We start from the raw sequence: 18276 nt of genomic DNA on the forward strand, positions 1-18276 counted from the left end.
GAGTCGTATGGCGGGTCGATCAACGCGCCCCGCCCATAAACTCAATTCATCCAGCATGAATACTGGATCGGCGCACGCAGTTCGGCCAGCGCGGCGGGCGCAATCGCGTGCAGCGACGCCTTTCCGATGAGCCGCGTGGCGTCGTCATGGTGTATTCGCACCGGCTCCAACCATTCAACGCACCTATACGCAGGTATAGAGCGGCCGTTTGGGCGGGCGCGGCAGACCATCATCGATGCGTGAATGCTGTTTTCGGAAATACGCCATTGAGCGCGGGTAGGCGCTTGTCTACCATTCGTTCGGGTTTCAGCCCTTGTCGAATTTCCACCAACGTCTTTTGAGGAGCCTGTGATGAAGAAGATTGTCGCGTCGGTACTGTACGTAACGTATTTGGCTTTCGGCGTGTCCGCCCATGCAGCGGAACAGGATGCCGCTCCGTCTTCTGATGCGGTCGTCAGTCAGAAAGAAGTGAAGAAGGCCGAACGAAAGACCGAACGCGCTGCCGATCGGGCGCTGTCGCGGAAAATCGTTTGGGCGTTGTCGAAAACGAAAGGGCTGAACGCGGTGAATGCGCGGGTGCTGGTCCGCCATGGCGTCGTGACGCTGACCGGATACGTGCCCGACAGCGAACAGGTGCAGCTCGCCGGCGACAGCGCGGCGCGCGTCGCGGGCGTGACGTCCGTGGTCAACAACCTGGTGCCGGGCGAACCGGGCCGGTGATTTCGCTCGCACACGTCGGTGTCGATTCACATGTTGGTGCGCGAGATCGATTCAAAGCGATGTCTGCCATGCGCACGTGACGACGAAGTCGATATCAGCTTCGACGACAAGAGTGCAAGGAAAAATCGGTATTGCGCGATGGCGCGTATTCGATCCTTGTCACGCTTGATCCGCAGTAAAGGCTCGGAATGCGGGCATTGGCCCGCGCTCCGCGCTATTGCGCCGACCTTCATCGGGCGGCTCCCGATTATCCAGCCTAGTGAGAGATATATATGACCCGCTTGACCACCTTGAAGCCGTCGGAAGCAACCGGCGAAACCGCAGTCGTGTTCAACCAGATCAAGGCCGCGATCGGCAAGGTCCCGAACGCCTATGCGACCATCGGCACGCACAGTCCGGCCGGTCTCGCGGCGATGCTGAACGTCGACGCCGCGATCGCCGCAAGTTCGCTGGAGCAGGCCGATGTCGAGGCGGTGCGCCTCGCAGTCAGCGCGCTGTCCGGCTGCGATTACTGCCTGGCCGCCCATACGATGATCGGCAAGATGGCCGGCCTCGCGCCGGACGCGATGAAGCAGATCCGCGCCGGCCACGCGACCGGCGATGCGCGCCGCGATGCGTTGCTCGCGTTCGTGCGCTCGATCGTGACGAGCCGCGATACGGTGCCCGCTGCCGTGCTCGACGCAGTGCTGGAAGTAGGGTTCACGGAGCGCCAGGTGATCGAGACGATCCTGGTCGTCACATCGATCACGTTCACGAATCTGGTGAACCGTGTGAACGACACGACGCTGGATTTTCCGGCGGTCGATTGAGCGCGTGCGTATCCGGCTCGATTTGCACGGCATGACGCCGTGCTCGCGAGCTGGTGCGCTCCGATATCGCGACGCAGCTGCGTGTCGTGCGGAATGCTCGCCGTCGCTGCGTTCTGAAGCGATGCAACGCGCGCGCTCGCGCACGAAACGATCCAGTGGCGAATGGAGGCCATCGATGTCGAAGCAGTATGTGGTTGCCACGATTACCGCAGATCCGCGACACGTCGCGGCGGTGGAAGATGCGCTGTTGGCGGCAGTACCGGCCGTTCGAAACGAAGACGGGTGCGAGCAGTACGAGCTGCATCGACACCGCGACGCGTTTCATCGCTTCACGATGATCGAGCGTTGGCGGGATGAGCATGCGCTGCACGTGCATGGCGAAGCGCCGGCATTCCAGACGCTGGCGCGTGCGCTCGACGGTAAGGCGACGCTCCAAGTCGTGTTGCTCGAGAAGCTGATTTGAGCTCGTCGAGATCGGTTCTGAAACGGACGGCGGCCGGATTTCCGGCCGCCGTTATTCATTGTGGCGATGGAAGCGGGACCGCCGCGCACGCCTGATTCACGGACAGCCTGAGCAGATATGCGATCAATGTCGCGAGCAGCCCCTAGAGAGGTTGCTGCTGCAACACCGCCTATGCGGGCGCGAGGTCAGAGGTCATGTCTGGATTCCGTTTTGTCGCGAGCGTTGCTGAGCCGCTGCATGAGCCAGTCGGTCGCCAACTGATCGAAAGCCGTCATCGCCCGGTAGCCGCGGGCACGAACAACATGGCGAGCCACGACAGCAGGCTTTTGCTCGAATCCTTCGAACTCCGGCGATGGTCCGCCTTTCCAGATCAGGAGGCCCGGCAGGAGCAGCTCGCCGACGAGAAGGGTCGACAACGCATTCAACATGATCGCCATGCCTCGAGAGGAAGAAGCGAACGCGCTTACGCGGTCGCAACGGTCATCCGGATTGTCGTCGGTCGCCCGGCGGTCGAGTAGCCGCAGATGGCGAGTAAGAGTTTCTGCAATGGAAGGAAAAAGCAGTTGCCGACCGCTGCGAAACGCTGGCCCGGCTGTGCGATGAACCGGGCCAGCGACGGCCGCGATGCCTGCACGCATCGTCGCGGCGCGCCACGCGACGCGGAGGTCTGCGTGGCTTCGACGGCTTCTTCATGATTGAAGCGATGGGGGCGCGGGCGACACGTCGGCGCTGCGCTTCGCATTGACCGACGCGCGCGACACGAGCAGGCTGCCGGTCGCCAGCGCGAGGAACGCGAGCGAACTGCCGATCGAGCCCGTCAAGCCGAACGCGGGATAGACCCAGCCCGCAACGGCGGAGCCGACGCCGATTCCGCAAAACACGAAGGATGCCGTCAAGGCCAGTGCGATGCCGCGCCATTGCGGCACGAGTTCGACGATGCGGCGCTGCTGCGACGGCCACAGCAGGTCGGTTGCGAACGCCCACACGACCAGCGCGACGAACAGCAGGCGCAGGCTCGGCGGCGTGAAGCGGAGAAACACGAGGTCGAGCGCGAGCAATGCGAGGCCGGCGAACAGCATCGCTTCGGCGCTATAGCGACGCGCGGCGCGCGTCACGAACAGGTTGCCGGCGATGCCCGCGGCGCCCAATACGACGAGCGCGGTCGATACCGTATTGGCGCCTGCATGGAACGCGTCGCGAATGATGGGCGCGATGAAGGCGTAGGTCGAGTAGACGCCGGCCGCGATGAAGAAGACGACCAGAAACGCGCTGAGCGTATCGGTGCGCGTCAGGAGCGCCGAAACCGTCGCGAAATCGATGTTCTCGCCCTGACTCGTGTCCGGGATCAGGCGGAGGATCAGCGCGGCGGTTACCGCGCCGGCGAGCCCGATGACGAGAAAGAGCACGCGAGCGCCCCATGCGTGCGCGATCCATGCGGACAGCGGCATGCCCACCAGGCCGGCGACGCTCAGGCCGAGCAGCACGACGGCGATCGCGCTGCCCTGTTGCTCGCGTTCGACGAGGCTCGAGCCCAATGCGCCGAGCACGGGGCCGATGAAGCCTGCACCGAGGCCCATCAGCACGCGCGACAGCAGCAGCACCGGGTAATTCGGCGCGGCCGCGAGCAGCAGCGCCGCCGCACTGAACAGTGTCAGGCCGAGCAGCACCTGGCGACGACGCGGCAGATGGCCGAAGCCGACCTGCAGCAGCGGCGCGGCGAACGCGAAGGTGACGCCGAACACGGTGACGAGGTAGACGCTTTGCGAATCCGCGAGCCCCCACTGACGCGAGATCGAATCGAGGCTGCCGACGACGGAGAGCGCACCGGTCGCCTGGACGAAGTATGCGAGGCTGAGGATGCGAAGCGCGCGTGCCGTGCGCGCGGGGAGGGGCGTAGTCATGTGTGGGTCCTTTTCAAGGCCGGTGGCCTGGGAGCATGCGGGCCGGGAAACTGGATGGATGCGCGGGGCAGCCGGTCAACGGTGCGTGCGACCGTGGGTCAGAAGCACGGGCACACGGCGCGTGGCCGGTGAACCGGAGTCCCGGAACGACACGCCGCCGGACATGTTGCCGAAATTGATGGGGTGGATCTTCAGGGCCATGGCTGCTCTCCGCTTGGATCGATGCTTATTGAACTGACCGGTTCAGTATGGGTGAGTGGCGGGCGGCGGACAAATTAAAAAAACCAATCGGTTCAGAAAGGGTGGGCTATCGGTCCGTGCTGCGCGCGGCGTGGCGCTTCAGAGGAGGCGCAGCGCCTGCATGAACGCGCCGACGGCGTCGCTTTCCGCCAGCTCGGGCAGATTGCGTTCGATGCAATAGCCGGCGAAGAACACCGAGACGATCGTGGCGATGGTTGCGGCGGGGAGTGTGTGAGGCTCGGCGTCGATGTTTTCGATGATCTGCGGCATCAGCCGGTGGTGGTACGCGGCGAGCACGTCGCGCACGCGCTCGGACAGCGACGGGAATTCGCGGATCGAATTGACCGAGAAACAGCCGACGCAGCCGCTGTCTTGCGGGTCGCCGAGGCGCAGAAAGCGCTCGATGTTGGCGTAGCCCTTCGGTTCCGCGGTGAGGATCCGCAGCGCGCCACGATGCTCGTAGTAATAGAGCAGGCTGTGCAGAAACAGGTCTTCCTTGTCCTCGAACTCGGAATAGAGCCCGGACTTGTTGACGCCGGTCGCCTGTTCCAGCTGCTGAAGCGATGTGCCGGCGAAGCCGTATTTCCAGAAGACCGGGAGCGCCTTTTCCAACACGCCTTCGCGGCTGAATTTTTTCGGTCTGCCCATGGGGTGGTCATCTCTCTCGAGGTGGGATATGCGGGGATTTTAAACCGAACGGTTTTAAATGGGGGTAAGGGGGTCGTGGGACCGGCCCGTTTGCGGGAGGAGATGGGTTGTGGCTGGCCAGGCTGGGAGGCTTGGAAGCTCGCGTGAGATTCCTGCACACGGCGAATGCGTTGTCCTTTCGTCAGCGCCCCTGGTCTTGCACCAGCTTTCGAAAGTTCGACGCGAGTGACGCGAACGCAATGTGCTTGCAGCACTGAACGCAGGGTTGGTGTCCTGGCGCTCCATTTCGTCCGTGATTTCCAGCCGCGACGTTGGTTTTCACTTCCGGCGTCGGGTAACGAAGCAACGTGCGGTGCAACCGTGCACGCGCGATCTCACGATTTCGTGCCAAGCGATCGCGCAGAAGTAAAACCATCGCGCCTGCTGTCGTGCACGTACCCGTGACCGGACGCAAGAACGTTCAGCAGCCGGCTGGCGACGATAAACAGATGTCTTTCAAGTTACGGCTGCACATTCTTGTGCCGGCTTCAGTTCCTCGCCGGCACACATATAGGTAATCTCAATTCAATCCTGAACGCGCAGCACGTGCTCGCGAATACGCGTCGACAGCATCGAGCCGCGCTTGAGCAGGAATTCCATCAGCAGTTGCGAATAATCAGCCCGGACCGCTGCACGCACGGACGGCCGTTCGGCAAGCCGTTGCCGCCAGGCGGTGACCTTGGGCAGGGCCGCGAAGAACCCGAAGTCGTCGATCTGTTCGAACACCTCGAAGTAGCGGAACACCGGCCCGAATGCCGCGTCCACGATGCTGAAATGCGTGCCGCTGAAATACGGGCCAGCGCCGAGCGTGTCTTCGAGCTGCTGGAATCGCGCGCGGATGTCGCGGGTTTTCCCGGCGAGCGTCGCTTCGTCCGGAGCCGTGTAGAAGCCCGCTATGGCGCTGAGCAGTGCCGATGCGAACTCGACCCAGGCACGGTGCCGCGCCCGCTCGAGCGGCGCATCGGGATGCAGCGGCGGCGCGAGCGTCTCGTCGAGATAGTCGCAGATCACCGCCGATTCGAAGATGGGCGCGCCATCGACGACCAGCACCGGCGTCTTGCCGAGCGGAGAAATCCTGAGAAACCAGTCTGGCTTGTTGCTCAGGTCGACATCCGTGCGTTCGAACGGCACACCTTTTTCGGTCAGCACGATGACGGCGCGCTGGACGTACGGGCAAAGCACGTGGCTGACGAGGTGGTATTGGAGCGTGCTCATGTCGACGCCTCGCTCCGTCAGGCCGCGCCAAGCGCGAAGCGCTCGCTGCGGCGTACCGCGAGCGCGCCATCGCCGAGCAGCCACAGCGCGACGGACGCGACGATGAGGAACACCGGGTATTCCCAGCCGCCGCCCTGGCTCGTATGCACCCAGCCATTGGACAAATGCACACGCGTCGCGCACACCATGATCGGCACCAGCAGCAATGCAACCTGGCGCGCATAGACGCCCAGCACGAGCGCGATCCCGCCGGCGAACTCGGCAGTGAAGACCGGATAGGCCAGGAAGCCGGGGTAGCCGACGCTCTGGAAATACTGCGCGGTGCCCGGCAGGGTAAAGACCAGCAATTTCAGCAGTGAATGGGCGATCCACATGACGCCCAATGCCACTCGGAGCAGCAACGCGCCATAGGCGGCGGCATTGGCATTTGTTGAAATCGATTGATTCATATCGGTACCCATTGCGAGAGTTGGCAAAGCGGGACCGAATTTAGCATTGCGGATGTGCTTGAATAATAAGCATAATTACAAAAAATGAATGCAAAAATGCAATGCACGGGAGACAACTGGATGCCATACAAGCTCAGCGCGGCAGATCTCGAAACGATCCTGGCACTTTTCCGCACGGGCACGCTCGTTCAGGCGGGCGAGCGACTGCAAGTGGATGCATCGACGGTGTTTCGCAATCTGCGGCGAATCGAGCGCGGCCTGCAGCAGCAGTTGTTCGAACGGACCCGTTCCGGCTATCGCGCGAAGGAAATCGGGCTGGCGCTCGCGGAACACGCCGAGCAAGTGGAAGTGCAGGTCGAATCGGCCCGCTCGATCGCCCAACAAGCGCCCGAGCAGGTGGGCGGCACGGTGCGCATCACGACCACCGACACGATCCTGCACGGGTTGGTCGGGCCGGCACTGAAGCAGCTGGAGGCCATACATCCGCGGCTTGCGTACGAATTGCACACGGGCAACGAGATCGCCGACCTCGGGCGCCGCGATGCCGATATCGCCGTGCGTGCGACGAAGGAGCCACCGGAATATCTCGTCGGCAAGCATGTCGGTCCCATTGACGTAGCGCTTTTTGCGTCGAAGCACTACGAGGCCGCGCGCAGTTATGACGACGTCACGGCGGGCAAGGTACGCTGGATCGCGCCGGACGACGCGCTGCCGGGCCATCCGTCGGTCATCTGGCGCAAGCGTCATTTCAGGAAAGTGGTGCCGCACTACAAGGTCAACAGCATCCTGACCGTGATGGAGCTGGTCGCCCTCGGCATGGGCGTCGGCATTCTGCCGACGTTCCTGACCCGCGGCCGCTCCGACCTCGTGCAATTGACCGATGTCCTGCACGACTGCCAGACCGAGCTATGGGTGCTGACTCACCGGGAGTCGCGGCATCTGCGGCGCGTTTCGACGGTGTTCAAATACCTGTCGACGACGTTGAAGATTTGAGCGCGCAAGATGCAGCGCGCCACTCGCCGCGAGTAGACGTGCTATCGATTCTGGCTGACGAGGACTGGTGAAGTCGGCTCCGGTCATGGTCGACACGCTTCAAAATCCCGGCGAACGCGTGAGCACACTAAATCTTCGCATTGCGCAAACGTAGCGCGTTTGAAATAACGGATGCCGAACTCAGGCTCATCGCCAGCGCTGCAATCATCGGCGAGAGCAGCAAGCCGGTGAATGGATACAGCGCGCCTGCTGCCAGCGGGACGCCAAGTGCGTTGTAGACAAATGCGAAGCCGAGGTTCTGCTTCATGTTCCGGACGGTTGCCTCGGACAGTTCCCGAGCGCGCGCGATACCACGCAAGTCTCCCTTGACGAGCGTGACTTGCGCACTGCTCATGGCGACATCGGTGCCGGTTCCCATGGCCACGCCGACATCCGCCTTCGCGAGCGCCGGTGCATCGTTGATGCCGTCTCCGGCCATTGCCACAACATGTCCGGCACGTTGAAGCCTCGTCACCAGTTCGAGTTTGTCGGCCGGCTTGACCTCACCATGAAACTCATCGACACCGAGTTTTTCAGCAACAGCCCTGGCCGTCACCACGCCATCGCCTGTCGCCATCACGACGCGGATGCGCTTTTCCCTCAATGTCGCGAGCGCTTCCGGTGTGGTTGTCTTGATTGGATCGGCGACCGCCAACAGTCCGGCCAGGCGCCCATCGACCGACAAGTACATGACGCTGGCGCCTTGTGCGCGCATACGGTCTGCTTCCTGCGCCAGCGGCTCGACGGACACCTGGCCGGCCTGCATCAACGCGGTATTGCCGAGCGCCAGTCGCCGCCCTGCAACCAGCCCGCGCACACCGATGCCTGTCGCAGATTCGAAGGCCTCCGCCAGGTCCAGCGCAAGACCTTGCTCGCGTGCAGCTTTCACGATGGCAGCAGCCAGCGGATGCTCGCTACCCTGGTCCAGACTGGCGGCCAGCCGCAGCACCTCCTCGTCGGTGAATCCATTTGCCGCTGCGGTGCGCTCGAACGCGGGACGGCCCTCGGTCAGAGTTCCCGTCTTGTCCACGATGAGAACGTCGACCTGGCGCAGGTTCTCGATGGCGGCGGCGTCGCGGAAGAGCACCCCGCTCGACGCCCCCTTGCCGCTTGCCACCATGATGGACATCGGCGTTGCAAGTCCGAGCGCGCAAGGGCACGCGATGATGAGCACCGCGACCGCATTGATGAGGCCGAATACCCAGCTGGGCTCGGGTCCGACGAGCCCCCACACGAAGAACGTCAAAACGGCGGCGCTCACGACGCCGATGACGAACACGCCTGCAACCTTGTCCGCCATTCGCTGCATGGGCGCGCGCGAACGCTGCGCCTGCGCGACCATCTGCACGATTTGCGACAACACCGTCTGGGAGCCGACCTTCTCCGACCGGATGACCAGACTGCCGGCTGCATTCATCGTTGCACCAATGACATGGTCTCCGACGCGCTTCGTGACGGGAATGGGCTCGCCGGTAATCATCGACTCGTCCAACGAGCTCGTGCCGTCGGTTACGACGCCATCCACGGGGACTTTCTCGCCGGGGCGAACACGGAGCAGATCGCCCACCTGCACGTGGCCCAGCGGGATGTCTTCTTCGGCGCCATCCGGATTGATGCGGCGAGCCGTCTTCGGGGCGAGGCCCAGCAGCGCCTTGATGGCCGCAGACGTCTGCGAACGCGCTTTCAGCTCCAGCAATTGCCCCAGAAGCGTCAGAGAGATGATCACCGCAGCGGCTTCGAAATACACACTGACACGGCCGTGCGCGCTGTACGTCGCTGGAAACAGGTCGGGAAGGACCGTCGCAATGACGCTGTAAACGTAAGCGGCTCCAGTCCCGAGCCCGATGAGCGTCCACATGTTCGGGCTGCGATTGATGAACGAACGCACACACCGAACAAAAAACGGGAAGCCGGCCCACAGGACGACTGGCGAGGAGAGAACGAATTCGACCCAGTTCTCGGTCGACGACGGCATCAGTTCGACCTGGTGGCCGAACATCGCCAGCATGAAAACGATGGCCGTCAGTGGCAGCGTCCACCAGAATCGATGCCGGAAATCGACCAGTTCGGGATTTTCACCTTCGTCCAGATTCGGCAGGATTGGCTCGAGCGTCATGCCGCACTTCGGGCACTGCCCCGGATGGTCCTGACGGACTTCCGGATGCATCGGGCACGTGTAGATGGTGGCCTCCGGCATAGCAGGCGATGCTGCAGCACTCGATGGCGCGACGTATTTCGACGGAGCCGCTTGGAATTTCGTCAGGCAGGCCTCGCTGCAAAAGAAGTATGGCTTCCCGTCGTATTCACTGCGAAAGCGTGATGTCTGCCTGACCGGCATCCCGCATACGGGGTCGTGAAGTTGCGCCCCCGTACCACCGTGGTCGCGGTCTCCCCCGTGGAGATGCGCATGCGCGTCATCTTCGTGTTCGACGGCATGCTGGTGCCCACGCGTGCCATGGGCATGATGTCCGTCTGACGAGTGCGCTGAAACCGGCTGCTGAGGTGCCCCATCGTCTTCACGTTGACTGTTCATCTTGACGCTCCTTCGCTATCGGCACTGATTCGGTGTTATTCGAACCCGGGTGCGAGGCCCGGCCTCTGTCCTGAGTCAGTCGCAATGCGTTTGCCTGGCCAACTCCGCCAATATCGGGCAATCCGGGCGCGAGTCGCCCTTGCAGTGCTGGGCCAGATACTGGAGTGTGTCGCGCATTTCGACGAGTTCGCGGATACGCTCGTTCAGGTCGTCGATGTGCTGCGTCACGAGCTGCTTGACCTCGCTGCTGGGACGTTCGCGGTCTTCCCAGAGCGCCAGCAACGCCGAAATCTGCGTAGTCGAGAAGCCGAGATGTCGCGCCCATCGCACGAAGCGGAGGACCTCGACATCCTTGGCCGTGTAGACCCGATAGTTCGATGCCGTTCTCGTCGCGGGCCGGATGAGCCCGGCCTCTTCATAGTGACGAATCATCTTGGCTGAAACGCCGGAAGACTTCGCCACCTCACCGATATTCATGACCGCCTCCTTTGGTGGCCCATTTCGAGCCCCAATGATGCACATTCTTGACCTTCCCACTATGGGAAGGTCAAGGAACCTGACCAGATAGAGAAACGGATTTCCGGCGGTCAAGGTCGTCACTCGAGCACGACGTATCTACACGGGCGAACCACCGGCGTGAACGGACGATGATGCGGTGTCGTTCAAGTCGTTCCTGGCAACGGGCTCGAACCAAGCACGGCCGCTACCATCAGCACGCCGACCAGTACGAGAGATTCCACATGGAGCACCCTGCCGAATCGACGGAGCGGCCTCCCAGGAATCGCTTCCGACGGCTTTTTCAATGTCGACAGAAGCGTGGGCATCTCGAAGAAGCGATTGTGTCCGCCGAGTGCGGCGCCAAGCAGTACGAGCGCCAGCTTGAGCATGAGAACTTGCCCGTAAATCGAGTGCAACAGATTGGCGGGAACGTTGACGCCTCGCCAGCCGTTGTAGGCGCCAGTGCTGAACAGGACGATCAGCGCGTAAGTCGATGCGTCGGAGAGCGACTGCACGAACGATGCGCTGGTCTGCCGTTCGTTTCCCGGGGCATCGAGCAGGCGCGGCATAACCACGTAAGTCGTAACCAGCACCAGTCCGACCCACGCGCTGATGGCAAGCAGATGCAGCCAGTCCACCCATACGGGCAGACTGAACAGCCCTGCGTCGACGGGATGTCCGGCGTTACTGCGCGCCAGCGCGACGCCCGCTAACGCACCCCATATGGCGAACGGCAAGCGGGTTTCGTTTCCCGACCGCAGGAATGCCAGTACGGCTATGCAAAGCGTGAAAAACGCGCCAACCAGCCATGCATGTCCGAACCCGGTTGCCGTAAGCATCGACCACACGGCCGGGCCCGCCTCGACTAACGACGACTCGCTCATCAGCGCGCAATGCGCCCAGAACGACAGCGCGCTTGCCAGCAGCGAGACGATGGACGCCGCTCGAAGCGTGACGACCAGACGCCGGCCGACGCGCTGTTGCCAGGTCGACTCACCGCGCGCAAGCCATTGGCTGCTGAGCAGGGCACCGACGATGACGGCGAAGCCGACGTTCTGGATGGCCACCGATACCAGCCGCAGGATGCCGAGGAACCCGTCGTTCATCACTTCACCTTGAACGCGTATGTGCCCTTGGTCCTGTGCGAGTCGGAGGTCATCACCGCCCATTGCACGGCGTAGACACCCGACGCGAGCTTCGGCACGGCAACGGTCATGACGCGTGGATTGGCAGCATCGACCTTCGCTCTTTCCTTTCCGATGGAGGTGCCGCTCGCGTCAGTGACCTTTATCGTGCTGAAGGTCGGCTCCAGGTCCTCGTTGAAAGTAAGCCGCAACGCTTCCGGTGCGGCGTCGACGATGGCGCCCGACGCCGGAACGGCACTTTCCAGCTTTCCGTGCGCCAATGCTGCGACAGGCACGACTGCGATAGCGCCAGCCGCAGCAAGGCCGGCAAACTGCCTGAATGTGAGAGTCTTCATGTTCTTGCTCGTCTCGAATGGTGAGGGCGGGGCGCGATACAGGCGCCCCGCTGGATGTCCTTATTGCTTCTGCAGCTTCACCACGGTCAGTGCGCCATTCACTTCTTCGGCGACGAAGTCGATCTTGTCGCCGACCTTCACTTGAGACAGCATGGCCGGGTCCTTGACCTTGAAGACCATCGTCATCGCTTCCATGCCGAGGTTCTCGAGCGGACCGTGCTTGATGGTGAGCTTGCCGGCGGCCAGGTCGACCTTCCTGATTTCGCCGTGCGACATGCTGTCCTTCATGTCGGCGGATTGCATGGTTCCACTGCCCATGCTCATGTTGCCCATGTCGCTGGCCGCGTACGTTGCAGCAGCGAAGGTCAGCGCACAGCCCATCGCAATCGAAACGAATGCAGTTTTCATCGTGTGTTCTCCAGAGTTGAGGTGAGGAAATCGACGGCTGGGTCATGCCCGGCCTTATTGTGTTGTTCAGCTGTCCGGCAACTCGCCGGTGTATTCGTAGGCCACGGTTCCCTTCGGGTGCTTGAACCAGCCCGGGTCGCGGTAGTCGTTTCGGCCGAGGCCCTGTCGCACTTTGACGACCGTGAACATGCCGCCCATTTCCAGCGGCCCGAACGGTCCGGTGCCGGTCATCATCGGCAGCGTGTTGTCGGGCAGCGGCATCTCCATTGCGCCCATCGCACCGCCCGTGCTTCCCATCGCCATGTAATCCGGCACCAGCTTGCTGATGCGCTTCGCGAGGTCTTTCTGCGGAACACCGATGAGATTGGGTACCTGGTGTCCCATCGCATTCATCGTGTGGTGCGACTTGTGGCAATGGAACGCCCAGTCGCCCGGCCGGTTTGCCGTGAATTCGATGGCGCGCATCTGTCCCACGGCGACGTCGGCCGTCACTTCAGGCCAGCGCGCCGACGGCGGTATCCATCCCCCATCGGTGCCGACGACTTCGAAGCTGTAGCCATGCAGGTGAATCGGATGGTTCGTCATCGTCAGATTGCCGAACCGGATGCGGACGCGGTCGCCCGCGCGCACAGGCAGCGAGTCGATCCCCGGGAATACGCGCGAATTCCACGTCCACATGTTGAATTCGGTCATCGTGTTGACGCGCGGCGTGTAGCTGCCGGGGTCGATGTCATATGCGGACATCAGGAACACGAAGTCGCGGTCCACCGGCATCACCGCCCGGTCCTTCGGATGCACGATGAACGTGCCCATCATCCCCATCGCCATCTGCACCATCTCGTCGGCATGCGGGTGATACATGAACGTGCCGTGCCGCTCGAGCTGGAATTCGTACACATAGGTTTTGCCGGGCGGAATCTGAGGCTGCGTGAGCCCTCCGACGCCGTCCATTCCGCAGGGCAGCAGCATCCCGTGCCAGTGGACCGTGGTGTGCTCCGGCAGCTTGTTGGTCACGAAGATGCGCACCTTGTCGCCCTCGACCGCCTCGATCGTCGGGCCGGGCGACTGGCCGTTGTAGCCCCAGAGATTGGCCTTCATGCCGGGCGCCATTTCGCGAACGACCGGCTCCGCAGTGAGGTGGAATTCTTTCCAGCCGTTTTTCATGCGCCACGGCAATGACCAGCCGTTCAGCGTCGTCACTGGCGTGTAGGGCCGCCCGTTGGGCGGCTGAAGCGGCGGCTGCGTTGCGGGATGCGCCATCGTCGGCGCTTCGGGCAGCGACGCCGCGCCAGCCTTGCTGACCATCGCGGCACCCAGCAATGCGGCACCCGAGCCGCTCAGGAATGTTCGTCGTGACACCATCTCAATTACCTTCGGACTGCGTGTGCGGCGCCGCGAGCGTGGCTGCGGCCGTCGCTGATTGCTGGGTTGAACGGGCAAAAGCGTCTACTGGACGGTCGGGCGGAGGGAGGCGTCCACCCAGTGCAAGTTGCAGGTCGGTTTCCGCGAGCCAGTAGTCCTTCAGCGCGTCGATATAGCCATTGACCGCATTGACCTGTTCTCGCGAATCGGCAAGCAGGTCGAACGCGCTGGCGAGCATGCCGTTGTAGCGCAGCAGCATCTCGTCGGAGATGGTCTTGCGCAGCGGCACCACCTCGTCGCGGTAATGCCTGGCGATGTCGTAGTTCGTTACGTAGGCGACGTACGATTCGCGGACCTCGGAGCGTGCGTCGACGGCCGTCTGTGCCAGCTTGCTCGCCGATTGCATGTACAGCGCTTCCGCCCGCGCAACCTTGGCACTGCCCCAGTCGAAAATCGGAATCTCGACGCTGATTTCGTAGCCGCGCTCGTGCCCTTTGTCCGTCTCGAAGTTGTTGAGGTAACCGACCTCCAGCGCATTGACGAAACGCGTCGCCTTGCTCAGGCCGAGGGACGTCGCGACACCTTGCGTGCGCAACCTGGCGGCCTGGATGTCGAGCCGGTTGTGCATCGCGAAGACCTCCAGATCCTTCAATTCCGGTCGTTCCCTGGGCAAGTCGGGCAACCGCTCCGGCAAGCTGTATTGCGTCGCCGCGCCCCAAACGCCCATCACGCGAGTCAGCTTTTCTCGCGCTGCAAAGGCTTGTTGCCGCGCCTTCGCAACCTGAGTCGCCGCATCGGCGTAAAACGCCTGCTGGCGCGCGTAGTCGAGCCGGCTGGCGTTGCCGGCCTGCTGCATCCGGTGCGCCAGTTCTGCTCCGGCACTGGCGGAGTCCTTGACCTGTTCCGCATACTTCGCGGACTGCTCCGCTGCCACGGCGCTCACGTATGCGCGGCGGGCGTCAGCGGCCACTTTGAGCATCGCATCGGCCGTCTCGAGTTTGGTCTGCTCGAAGCGGCGGCTTTCGATGCGCGTGGCCAGCGGCAGCGTCAGGATGGCCAGCACGTTCGCGGAAAACGTGCGCGTGATGCCGAAGTTGTCGCTCCAGTGCGTGCGGCTGAAACTGAAGCCCGGATTGGGGAGGCGACCCGCCTGGACAAGGTCCGCTTCCGAGATTCCCAACTCGGCGTAGGACGCCTGCAGTCCCGCGTTATTGAGCAAGGCGACCTGGACGGCGTCATCCATGGCAAGCGGTTTTCCGAGCAGTTCGCGCGTGCGTTGCGCGACCGCGTCACGGTCCTGCTCGGTACGGACGAACAGCGCCTCTTTCCCGAGCCGCTCCGATGCGGTGGTCGAGACGGTATTGAAACCGCCATCCCTGGAAAACGTCGTACAGCCGGCGAGCACGACCAGCGCGACGGCACCGGCAATCAACCGAATGGAAATGCGTCGCTCGATCATTGGCCGTCCCTCTCGTGTGTCGAGTGATGACTCGTGTTCGAGGGGCTGCTGGAGGTTGCCTCGCGCTTCGAGCTGGGGCGTGCCGGCGTGACGGCCCGATTTACCTGTTGCCAGGTGGGCGCCTCACCGTCTTCGTACGGCTGGTAATCGTCAAATGCCGACGGGGCGGCAACGGCCGGGACCGACGCTGCCGCGTCTGACGGGTCGGGAACGGACGTCGTAGCGAGGACGAGCGTCGGCAATGCTGCCGCCGCGCCGACCAGCGCTGCAGATAGGATTCGCATGGTTTTTCTCGTCGAATGTCAGCCGGGCGGCCGGAACGCGCCGCCAAAGCGAGATGAACGCCGCAGCACACACGCTACGACGCGAAGCTCAGACGAGAAGGATTCGGGGAGGCCGCTCGATGCCAGCGGTCAGAAATGACGCGGCTGCGGTAGAAGAGGAAGGGAAGACAGCGGTGAGTGCGGAATCGAACGACCGCGCGACCGACGGCGCGGTTGGCAATCCAGCGCCGACGCAACACGACACGCAGGTCGAGCACGAGTGCGCGTGGTGGGTATCTGCCAGACTGTGCTGGTGCGTGCCGTGGTCAGCTGCCGCGTGTACGTCGGCCGCTTCATGGTGCTGCTCGGCAAGCGGTTGCCCGGCGCCAGTGGCGAACTCGACGTCTTCGTCCGCATGTGCCGCCGCGCACTGCATTGCAATCGCAGCGAACGACTGAACCGGAAGGCTCAGTGCGAGGAACAGAACGAGGAAGAGTTTGCGCCAGTACGACATGGGGCAAAAGTCTAGCATGACGTGACGCGCGTTGCGATGTCGTCATCGTGACGACGCGTAGCGGCATCCGCGAACCGACATGTCGTCGCGGGCGGGAGCGGCATGCGCTTCCTTAGCCGGTCACAGGTCGCGCCGCGTTATCGAATTGGCGGCAGGTCACATCACGACGGGCTTACTGGATAACTCGTCCTGAGGAGGACGGCGAGACGGGTAATGTTTCTTGAGCAGTTCGGTGACGAGCTCAATCCCGTGTATCGAGCCAGACTCGAAGCTGCCAGCCTTGAATGCGGTTTCCATGGTGCGGCAGACCACTTCCCATTCTTCACTTGTGACGCGCGAATGGATGCCTCGGTCCGCGACAATCTCGACGTCCCGGTCGGCCAGCAGCAAGTAGATGAGCACGCCGTTGTTGTGCTCGGTGTCCCAGACCCGAAGCTCCGAGAACACGTCAATCGCGCGCTCGCGGGCGGTCTGTCCTCGAAGCAACGCGGCGCTATGCAATGCGCCCTCTACCGCGAAGCGCAGCTGGCCCGCGTGCGCGACGTGGCTCGCCTTTACCGCTGCCTCGATCTTCGCCAGCGTCGGTTTCGGGAAGGCGGCGTTGACCCGCCATTTCGTCATGAGCAGGTGCCGGATAACGCGTCGGAAATCCATGATTACCATCTCCCCGACGCGCCACCGCCGCCAAAGCCACCGCCGCCGCCGCGAAAGATGTCTCTTCCAGAACCTTGCCCCCCTGAATGTCCGCCGATGTAGGGGCCGCCGACGCGCATCCCCATCCCGGCGCCAATCAACGTGAATACAAGGGAAATGGCGCCGGCGACGATGGCGACGAGAACCGCGCCCGACAATAGCCACGCGACGAATCCAACTGCGCCTCCGGTGATGACGGCTCCGGCCAGTCTGCCGAAGAGGGTTCTCAGCACACCGCCCGCCACAATCGTCAGCACGAACAACACCGGCAATAGACTGCCGGCGCCTGGCCCCGGAGATTGGCGGGGAGCCGGAAGTGGTTCCCCATCCACCACGCGCATGATGCCGTCCACGCCGGCCGATACGCCGCCGTAGAAATCGCCCTGCCGGAATCGTGGGACGATGATGTCCTCGATGATGCGGTTGCTCGTGGCGTCCGTGAGCACACCCTCCAGGCCATAGCCGACTTCGATACGCAGCGTCCGGTCGTTTTTGGCGATGATGAGCAGAACGCCGTCGTCCACGCGCGTCCGCCCGAGCTTCCATTGTTCGACGACGCGGATCGAGTACTGCTCGATGGTCTCGGGTTGCGTCGTCGGTACGATGAGCACCGCAATCTGGCTTCCCTTGCGTGCTTCGTAATCCTTCAGCGATTGCTCCAGCGTGCTGCGCTGTTCATCGGACAGCGTGCCCGTCGCGTCGGTCACGCGCGCGGAGAGCGCCGGTACAGGCTGCGCCGTCTGACCGACGGCGTTGCTCCACCAAAACAGCACGGCCAAGGCGACCAGCGCCGCGCGAACCATCTTCAATTTGCGGCTCCGCTCGCCGGCCCCGGCGCGGCACCAAAGTCCACCCGCGGCGGCTTGGCGATTTCCGCTTCGTTCGTGACGGCAAAGTTCGGCTTTTCCTTGTAGCCGAACGCCATCGCGGTCAGATTGTTCGGGAACGAGCGAACCGTGATGTTGTAGTCCTGAACCGAGCGGATGTAGCGGTTCCGGGCTACGGCGATTCTGTTTTCGGTACCCTCGAGCTGGGCCTGGAGGTCACGAAAATTCGCGTCGGACTTCAGCTGCGGGTAGTTTTCGGAAACCACGAGCAGCCGGGAAAGAGACGACGTCAGTTGTCCCTGGGCCGCCTCGAACTTTGCGAACGCGGCGGGGTCCGCCAGCAGTTCCGGCGTGGCGCGCATGGCGCCCACTTGCGCCCTGGCTTCGGTCACCCGCGTTAGAACGTCTTTTTCCTGGTTCGCATATCCCTTCACGGTGTTCACGAGATTCGGCACCAGATCGGCACGTCGCTGGTACTGATTGAGCACTTCGGACCAGTTGGCCTTCACCTGCTCGTCTTGGGCCTGTATGGCGTTGTAGCCGCATCCGGACAGCATCACGATGCAGGCCGTCATCAACACCGCAAGACACGCGGCACGAAAAGTCGAAAAGCGTTGCATGTCCTGCCCCCTTACGGCCGGTTGTGTCTGCTGAAACGATGCTAAGCGGCTCGCGTATGACGGGCTTGATTTGCGTCAATGGGGGGGCAGCCCGGCCTTGCGT

At 62.9% G+C, this 18276-nt stretch carries 22 protein-coding genes; 5 read left to right on the forward strand and 17 right to left on the reverse strand.

Going from position 1 to position 18276, the window contains the following annotated elements; all coding sequences use genetic code 11:
- Positions 1 to 351 precede the first annotated feature (351 nt).
- From MYA_RS17530 to MYA_RS17540, 3 genes are all read left to right on the forward strand, one after another.
- Positions 352 to 720: a BON domain-containing protein gene (locus MYA_RS17530; RefSeq protein ID WP_014724390.1), complete on the forward strand. Its 369-nt coding sequence runs from the start codon at positions 352 to 354 to the stop codon at positions 718 to 720.
- Between the two features lie 272 nt (positions 721 to 992).
- Complete coding sequence (locus MYA_RS17535) at positions 993 to 1529, forward strand: carboxymuconolactone decarboxylase family protein (RefSeq protein ID WP_014724391.1); 537 nt, start codon at positions 993 to 995, stop codon at positions 1527 to 1529.
- 175 nt (positions 1530 to 1704) lie between these two features.
- Entirely contained in the window at positions 1705 to 1992 is a 288-nt protein-coding gene (locus MYA_RS17540) for a putative quinol monooxygenase (RefSeq protein WP_014724392.1), read from the forward strand.
- Positions 1993 to 2177: 185 nt separating this feature from the next.
- Here the strand turns inward: MYA_RS17540 and MYA_RS31955 are convergent, their stop codons facing one another.
- The 6 genes from MYA_RS31955 to MYA_RS17565 form a co-directional block, all read right to left on the reverse strand.
- Positions 2178 to 2630: a hypothetical protein gene (locus MYA_RS31955; protein ID WP_174479781.1), complete on the reverse strand. Its 453-nt coding sequence runs from the start codon at positions 2628 to 2630 to the stop codon at positions 2178 to 2180.
- 51 nt (positions 2631 to 2681) lie between these two features.
- Positions 2682 to 3893 carry an MFS transporter gene (locus MYA_RS17550; protein ID WP_011881306.1) on the reverse strand — a complete coding sequence of 404 codons (1212 nt, stop codon included), beginning with the start codon at positions 3891 to 3893 and terminating at the stop codon, positions 2682 to 2684.
- Between the two features lie 75 nt (positions 3894 to 3968).
- The gene (locus MYA_RS32435; protein WP_257785927.1) at positions 3969 to 4094 is read right to left on the reverse strand and encodes a hypothetical protein; all 126 of its coding nucleotides are present in this window, start codon (positions 4092 to 4094) and stop codon (positions 3969 to 3971) included.
- A gap of 138 nt (positions 4095 to 4232) precedes the next feature.
- The gene (locus MYA_RS17555) at positions 4233 to 4748 is read right to left on the reverse strand and encodes a TetR/AcrR family transcriptional regulator (protein ID WP_226245700.1); all 516 of its coding nucleotides are present in this window, start codon (positions 4746 to 4748) and stop codon (positions 4233 to 4235) included.
- 597 nt (positions 4749 to 5345) lie between these two features.
- Positions 5346 to 6035 carry a glutathione S-transferase family protein gene (locus tag MYA_RS17560; protein WP_014724395.1) on the reverse strand — a complete coding sequence of 230 codons (690 nt, stop codon included), beginning with the start codon at positions 6033 to 6035 and terminating at the stop codon, positions 5346 to 5348.
- A gap of 17 nt (positions 6036 to 6052) precedes the next feature.
- Positions 6053 to 6484 carry a DoxX family protein gene (locus MYA_RS17565; RefSeq protein WP_011881310.1) on the reverse strand — a complete coding sequence of 144 codons (432 nt, stop codon included), beginning with the start codon at positions 6482 to 6484 and terminating at the stop codon, positions 6053 to 6055.
- Positions 6485 to 6604: 120 nt separating this feature from the next.
- On the opposite strand from MYA_RS17565, the gene MYA_RS17570 reads away from it, so the two are divergent.
- Positions 6605 to 7477, forward strand: coding sequence for a LysR family transcriptional regulator (locus tag MYA_RS17570; RefSeq protein WP_011881311.1), 873 nt, complete (start codon positions 6605 to 6607; stop codon positions 7475 to 7477).
- 127 nt (positions 7478 to 7604) lie between these two features.
- Here the strand turns inward: MYA_RS17570 and MYA_RS17575 are convergent, their stop codons facing one another.
- From MYA_RS17575 to MYA_RS32200, 8 genes are all read right to left on the reverse strand, one after another.
- The gene (locus MYA_RS17575; protein ID WP_041494059.1) at positions 7605 to 10049 is read right to left on the reverse strand and encodes a heavy metal translocating P-type ATPase; all 2445 of its coding nucleotides are present in this window, start codon (positions 10047 to 10049) and stop codon (positions 7605 to 7607) included.
- A 75-nt stretch (positions 10050 to 10124) separates the two neighbouring features.
- Positions 10125 to 10526 carry a Cu(I)-responsive transcriptional regulator gene (gene cueR, locus MYA_RS17580; RefSeq protein WP_014724400.1) on the reverse strand — a complete coding sequence of 134 codons (402 nt, stop codon included), beginning with the start codon at positions 10524 to 10526 and terminating at the stop codon, positions 10125 to 10127.
- 185 nt (positions 10527 to 10711) lie between these two features.
- Positions 10712 to 11653: a copper resistance D family protein gene (locus tag MYA_RS17585; protein ID WP_041494060.1), complete on the reverse strand. Its 942-nt coding sequence runs from the start codon at positions 11651 to 11653 to the stop codon at positions 10712 to 10714.
- Positions 11653 to 12027, reverse strand: a complete 375-nt coding sequence (copC, locus tag MYA_RS17590; RefSeq protein WP_034194859.1) for a copper homeostasis periplasmic binding protein CopC — start codon at positions 12025 to 12027, stop codon at positions 11653 to 11655. The genes MYA_RS17585 and copC overlap by 1 nt, the downstream gene beginning before the upstream one ends.
- A gap of 60 nt (positions 12028 to 12087) precedes the next feature.
- A complete protein-coding gene (locus tag MYA_RS17595; RefSeq protein ID WP_011881316.1) occupies positions 12088 to 12435 on the reverse strand; it encodes a copper-binding protein in 348 nt (115 codons plus the stop codon).
- A 66-nt stretch (positions 12436 to 12501) separates the two neighbouring features.
- Positions 12502 to 13797, reverse strand: coding sequence for a multicopper oxidase family protein (locus MYA_RS17600; protein ID WP_011881317.1), 1296 nt, complete (start codon positions 13795 to 13797; stop codon positions 12502 to 12504).
- Position 13798: 1 nt separating this feature from the next.
- A complete protein-coding gene (locus MYA_RS17605) occupies positions 13799 to 15256 on the reverse strand; it encodes a TolC family protein (RefSeq protein ID WP_014724404.1) in 1458 nt (485 codons plus the stop codon).
- On the reverse strand, positions 15253 to 15540 hold the full coding sequence (locus MYA_RS32200; RefSeq protein WP_080957690.1) for a hypothetical protein: 288 nt from the start codon (positions 15538 to 15540) through the stop codon (positions 15253 to 15255). The genes MYA_RS17605 and MYA_RS32200 overlap by 4 nt, the downstream gene beginning before the upstream one ends.
- A gap of 265 nt (positions 15541 to 15805) precedes the next feature.
- Between MYA_RS32200 and MYA_RS31735 the strand changes: the two genes are divergently transcribed.
- Positions 15806 to 16048 carry a hypothetical protein gene (locus MYA_RS31735; protein ID WP_158333099.1) on the forward strand — a complete coding sequence of 81 codons (243 nt, stop codon included), beginning with the start codon at positions 15806 to 15808 and terminating at the stop codon, positions 16046 to 16048.
- 141 nt (positions 16049 to 16189) lie between these two features.
- On the opposite strand, the gene MYA_RS17615 is transcribed toward MYA_RS31735, so the two are convergent.
- Genes MYA_RS17615 through MYA_RS17625 form a run of 3 tightly spaced genes read right to left on the reverse strand, consistent with a single transcriptional unit; the run spans position 16190 to position 18173 of the window.
- Positions 16190 to 16687, reverse strand: a complete 498-nt coding sequence (locus MYA_RS17615; protein WP_011881320.1) for a TPM domain-containing protein — start codon at positions 16685 to 16687, stop codon at positions 16190 to 16192.
- A gap of 2 nt (positions 16688 to 16689) precedes the next feature.
- On the reverse strand, positions 16690 to 17529 hold the full coding sequence (locus MYA_RS17620) for a TPM domain-containing protein (RefSeq protein ID WP_371464454.1): 840 nt from the start codon (positions 17527 to 17529) through the stop codon (positions 16690 to 16692).
- 2 nt (positions 17530 to 17531) lie between these two features.
- Positions 17532 to 18173: a LemA family protein gene (locus MYA_RS17625; RefSeq protein WP_014724408.1), complete on the reverse strand. Its 642-nt coding sequence runs from the start codon at positions 18171 to 18173 to the stop codon at positions 17532 to 17534.
- Positions 18174 to 18276 lie beyond the last annotated feature (103 nt).

This window comes from Burkholderia sp. KJ006, assembly GCF_000262695.1.
GTDB lineage: Bacteria > Pseudomonadota > Gammaproteobacteria > Burkholderiales > Burkholderiaceae > Burkholderia > Burkholderia vietnamiensis.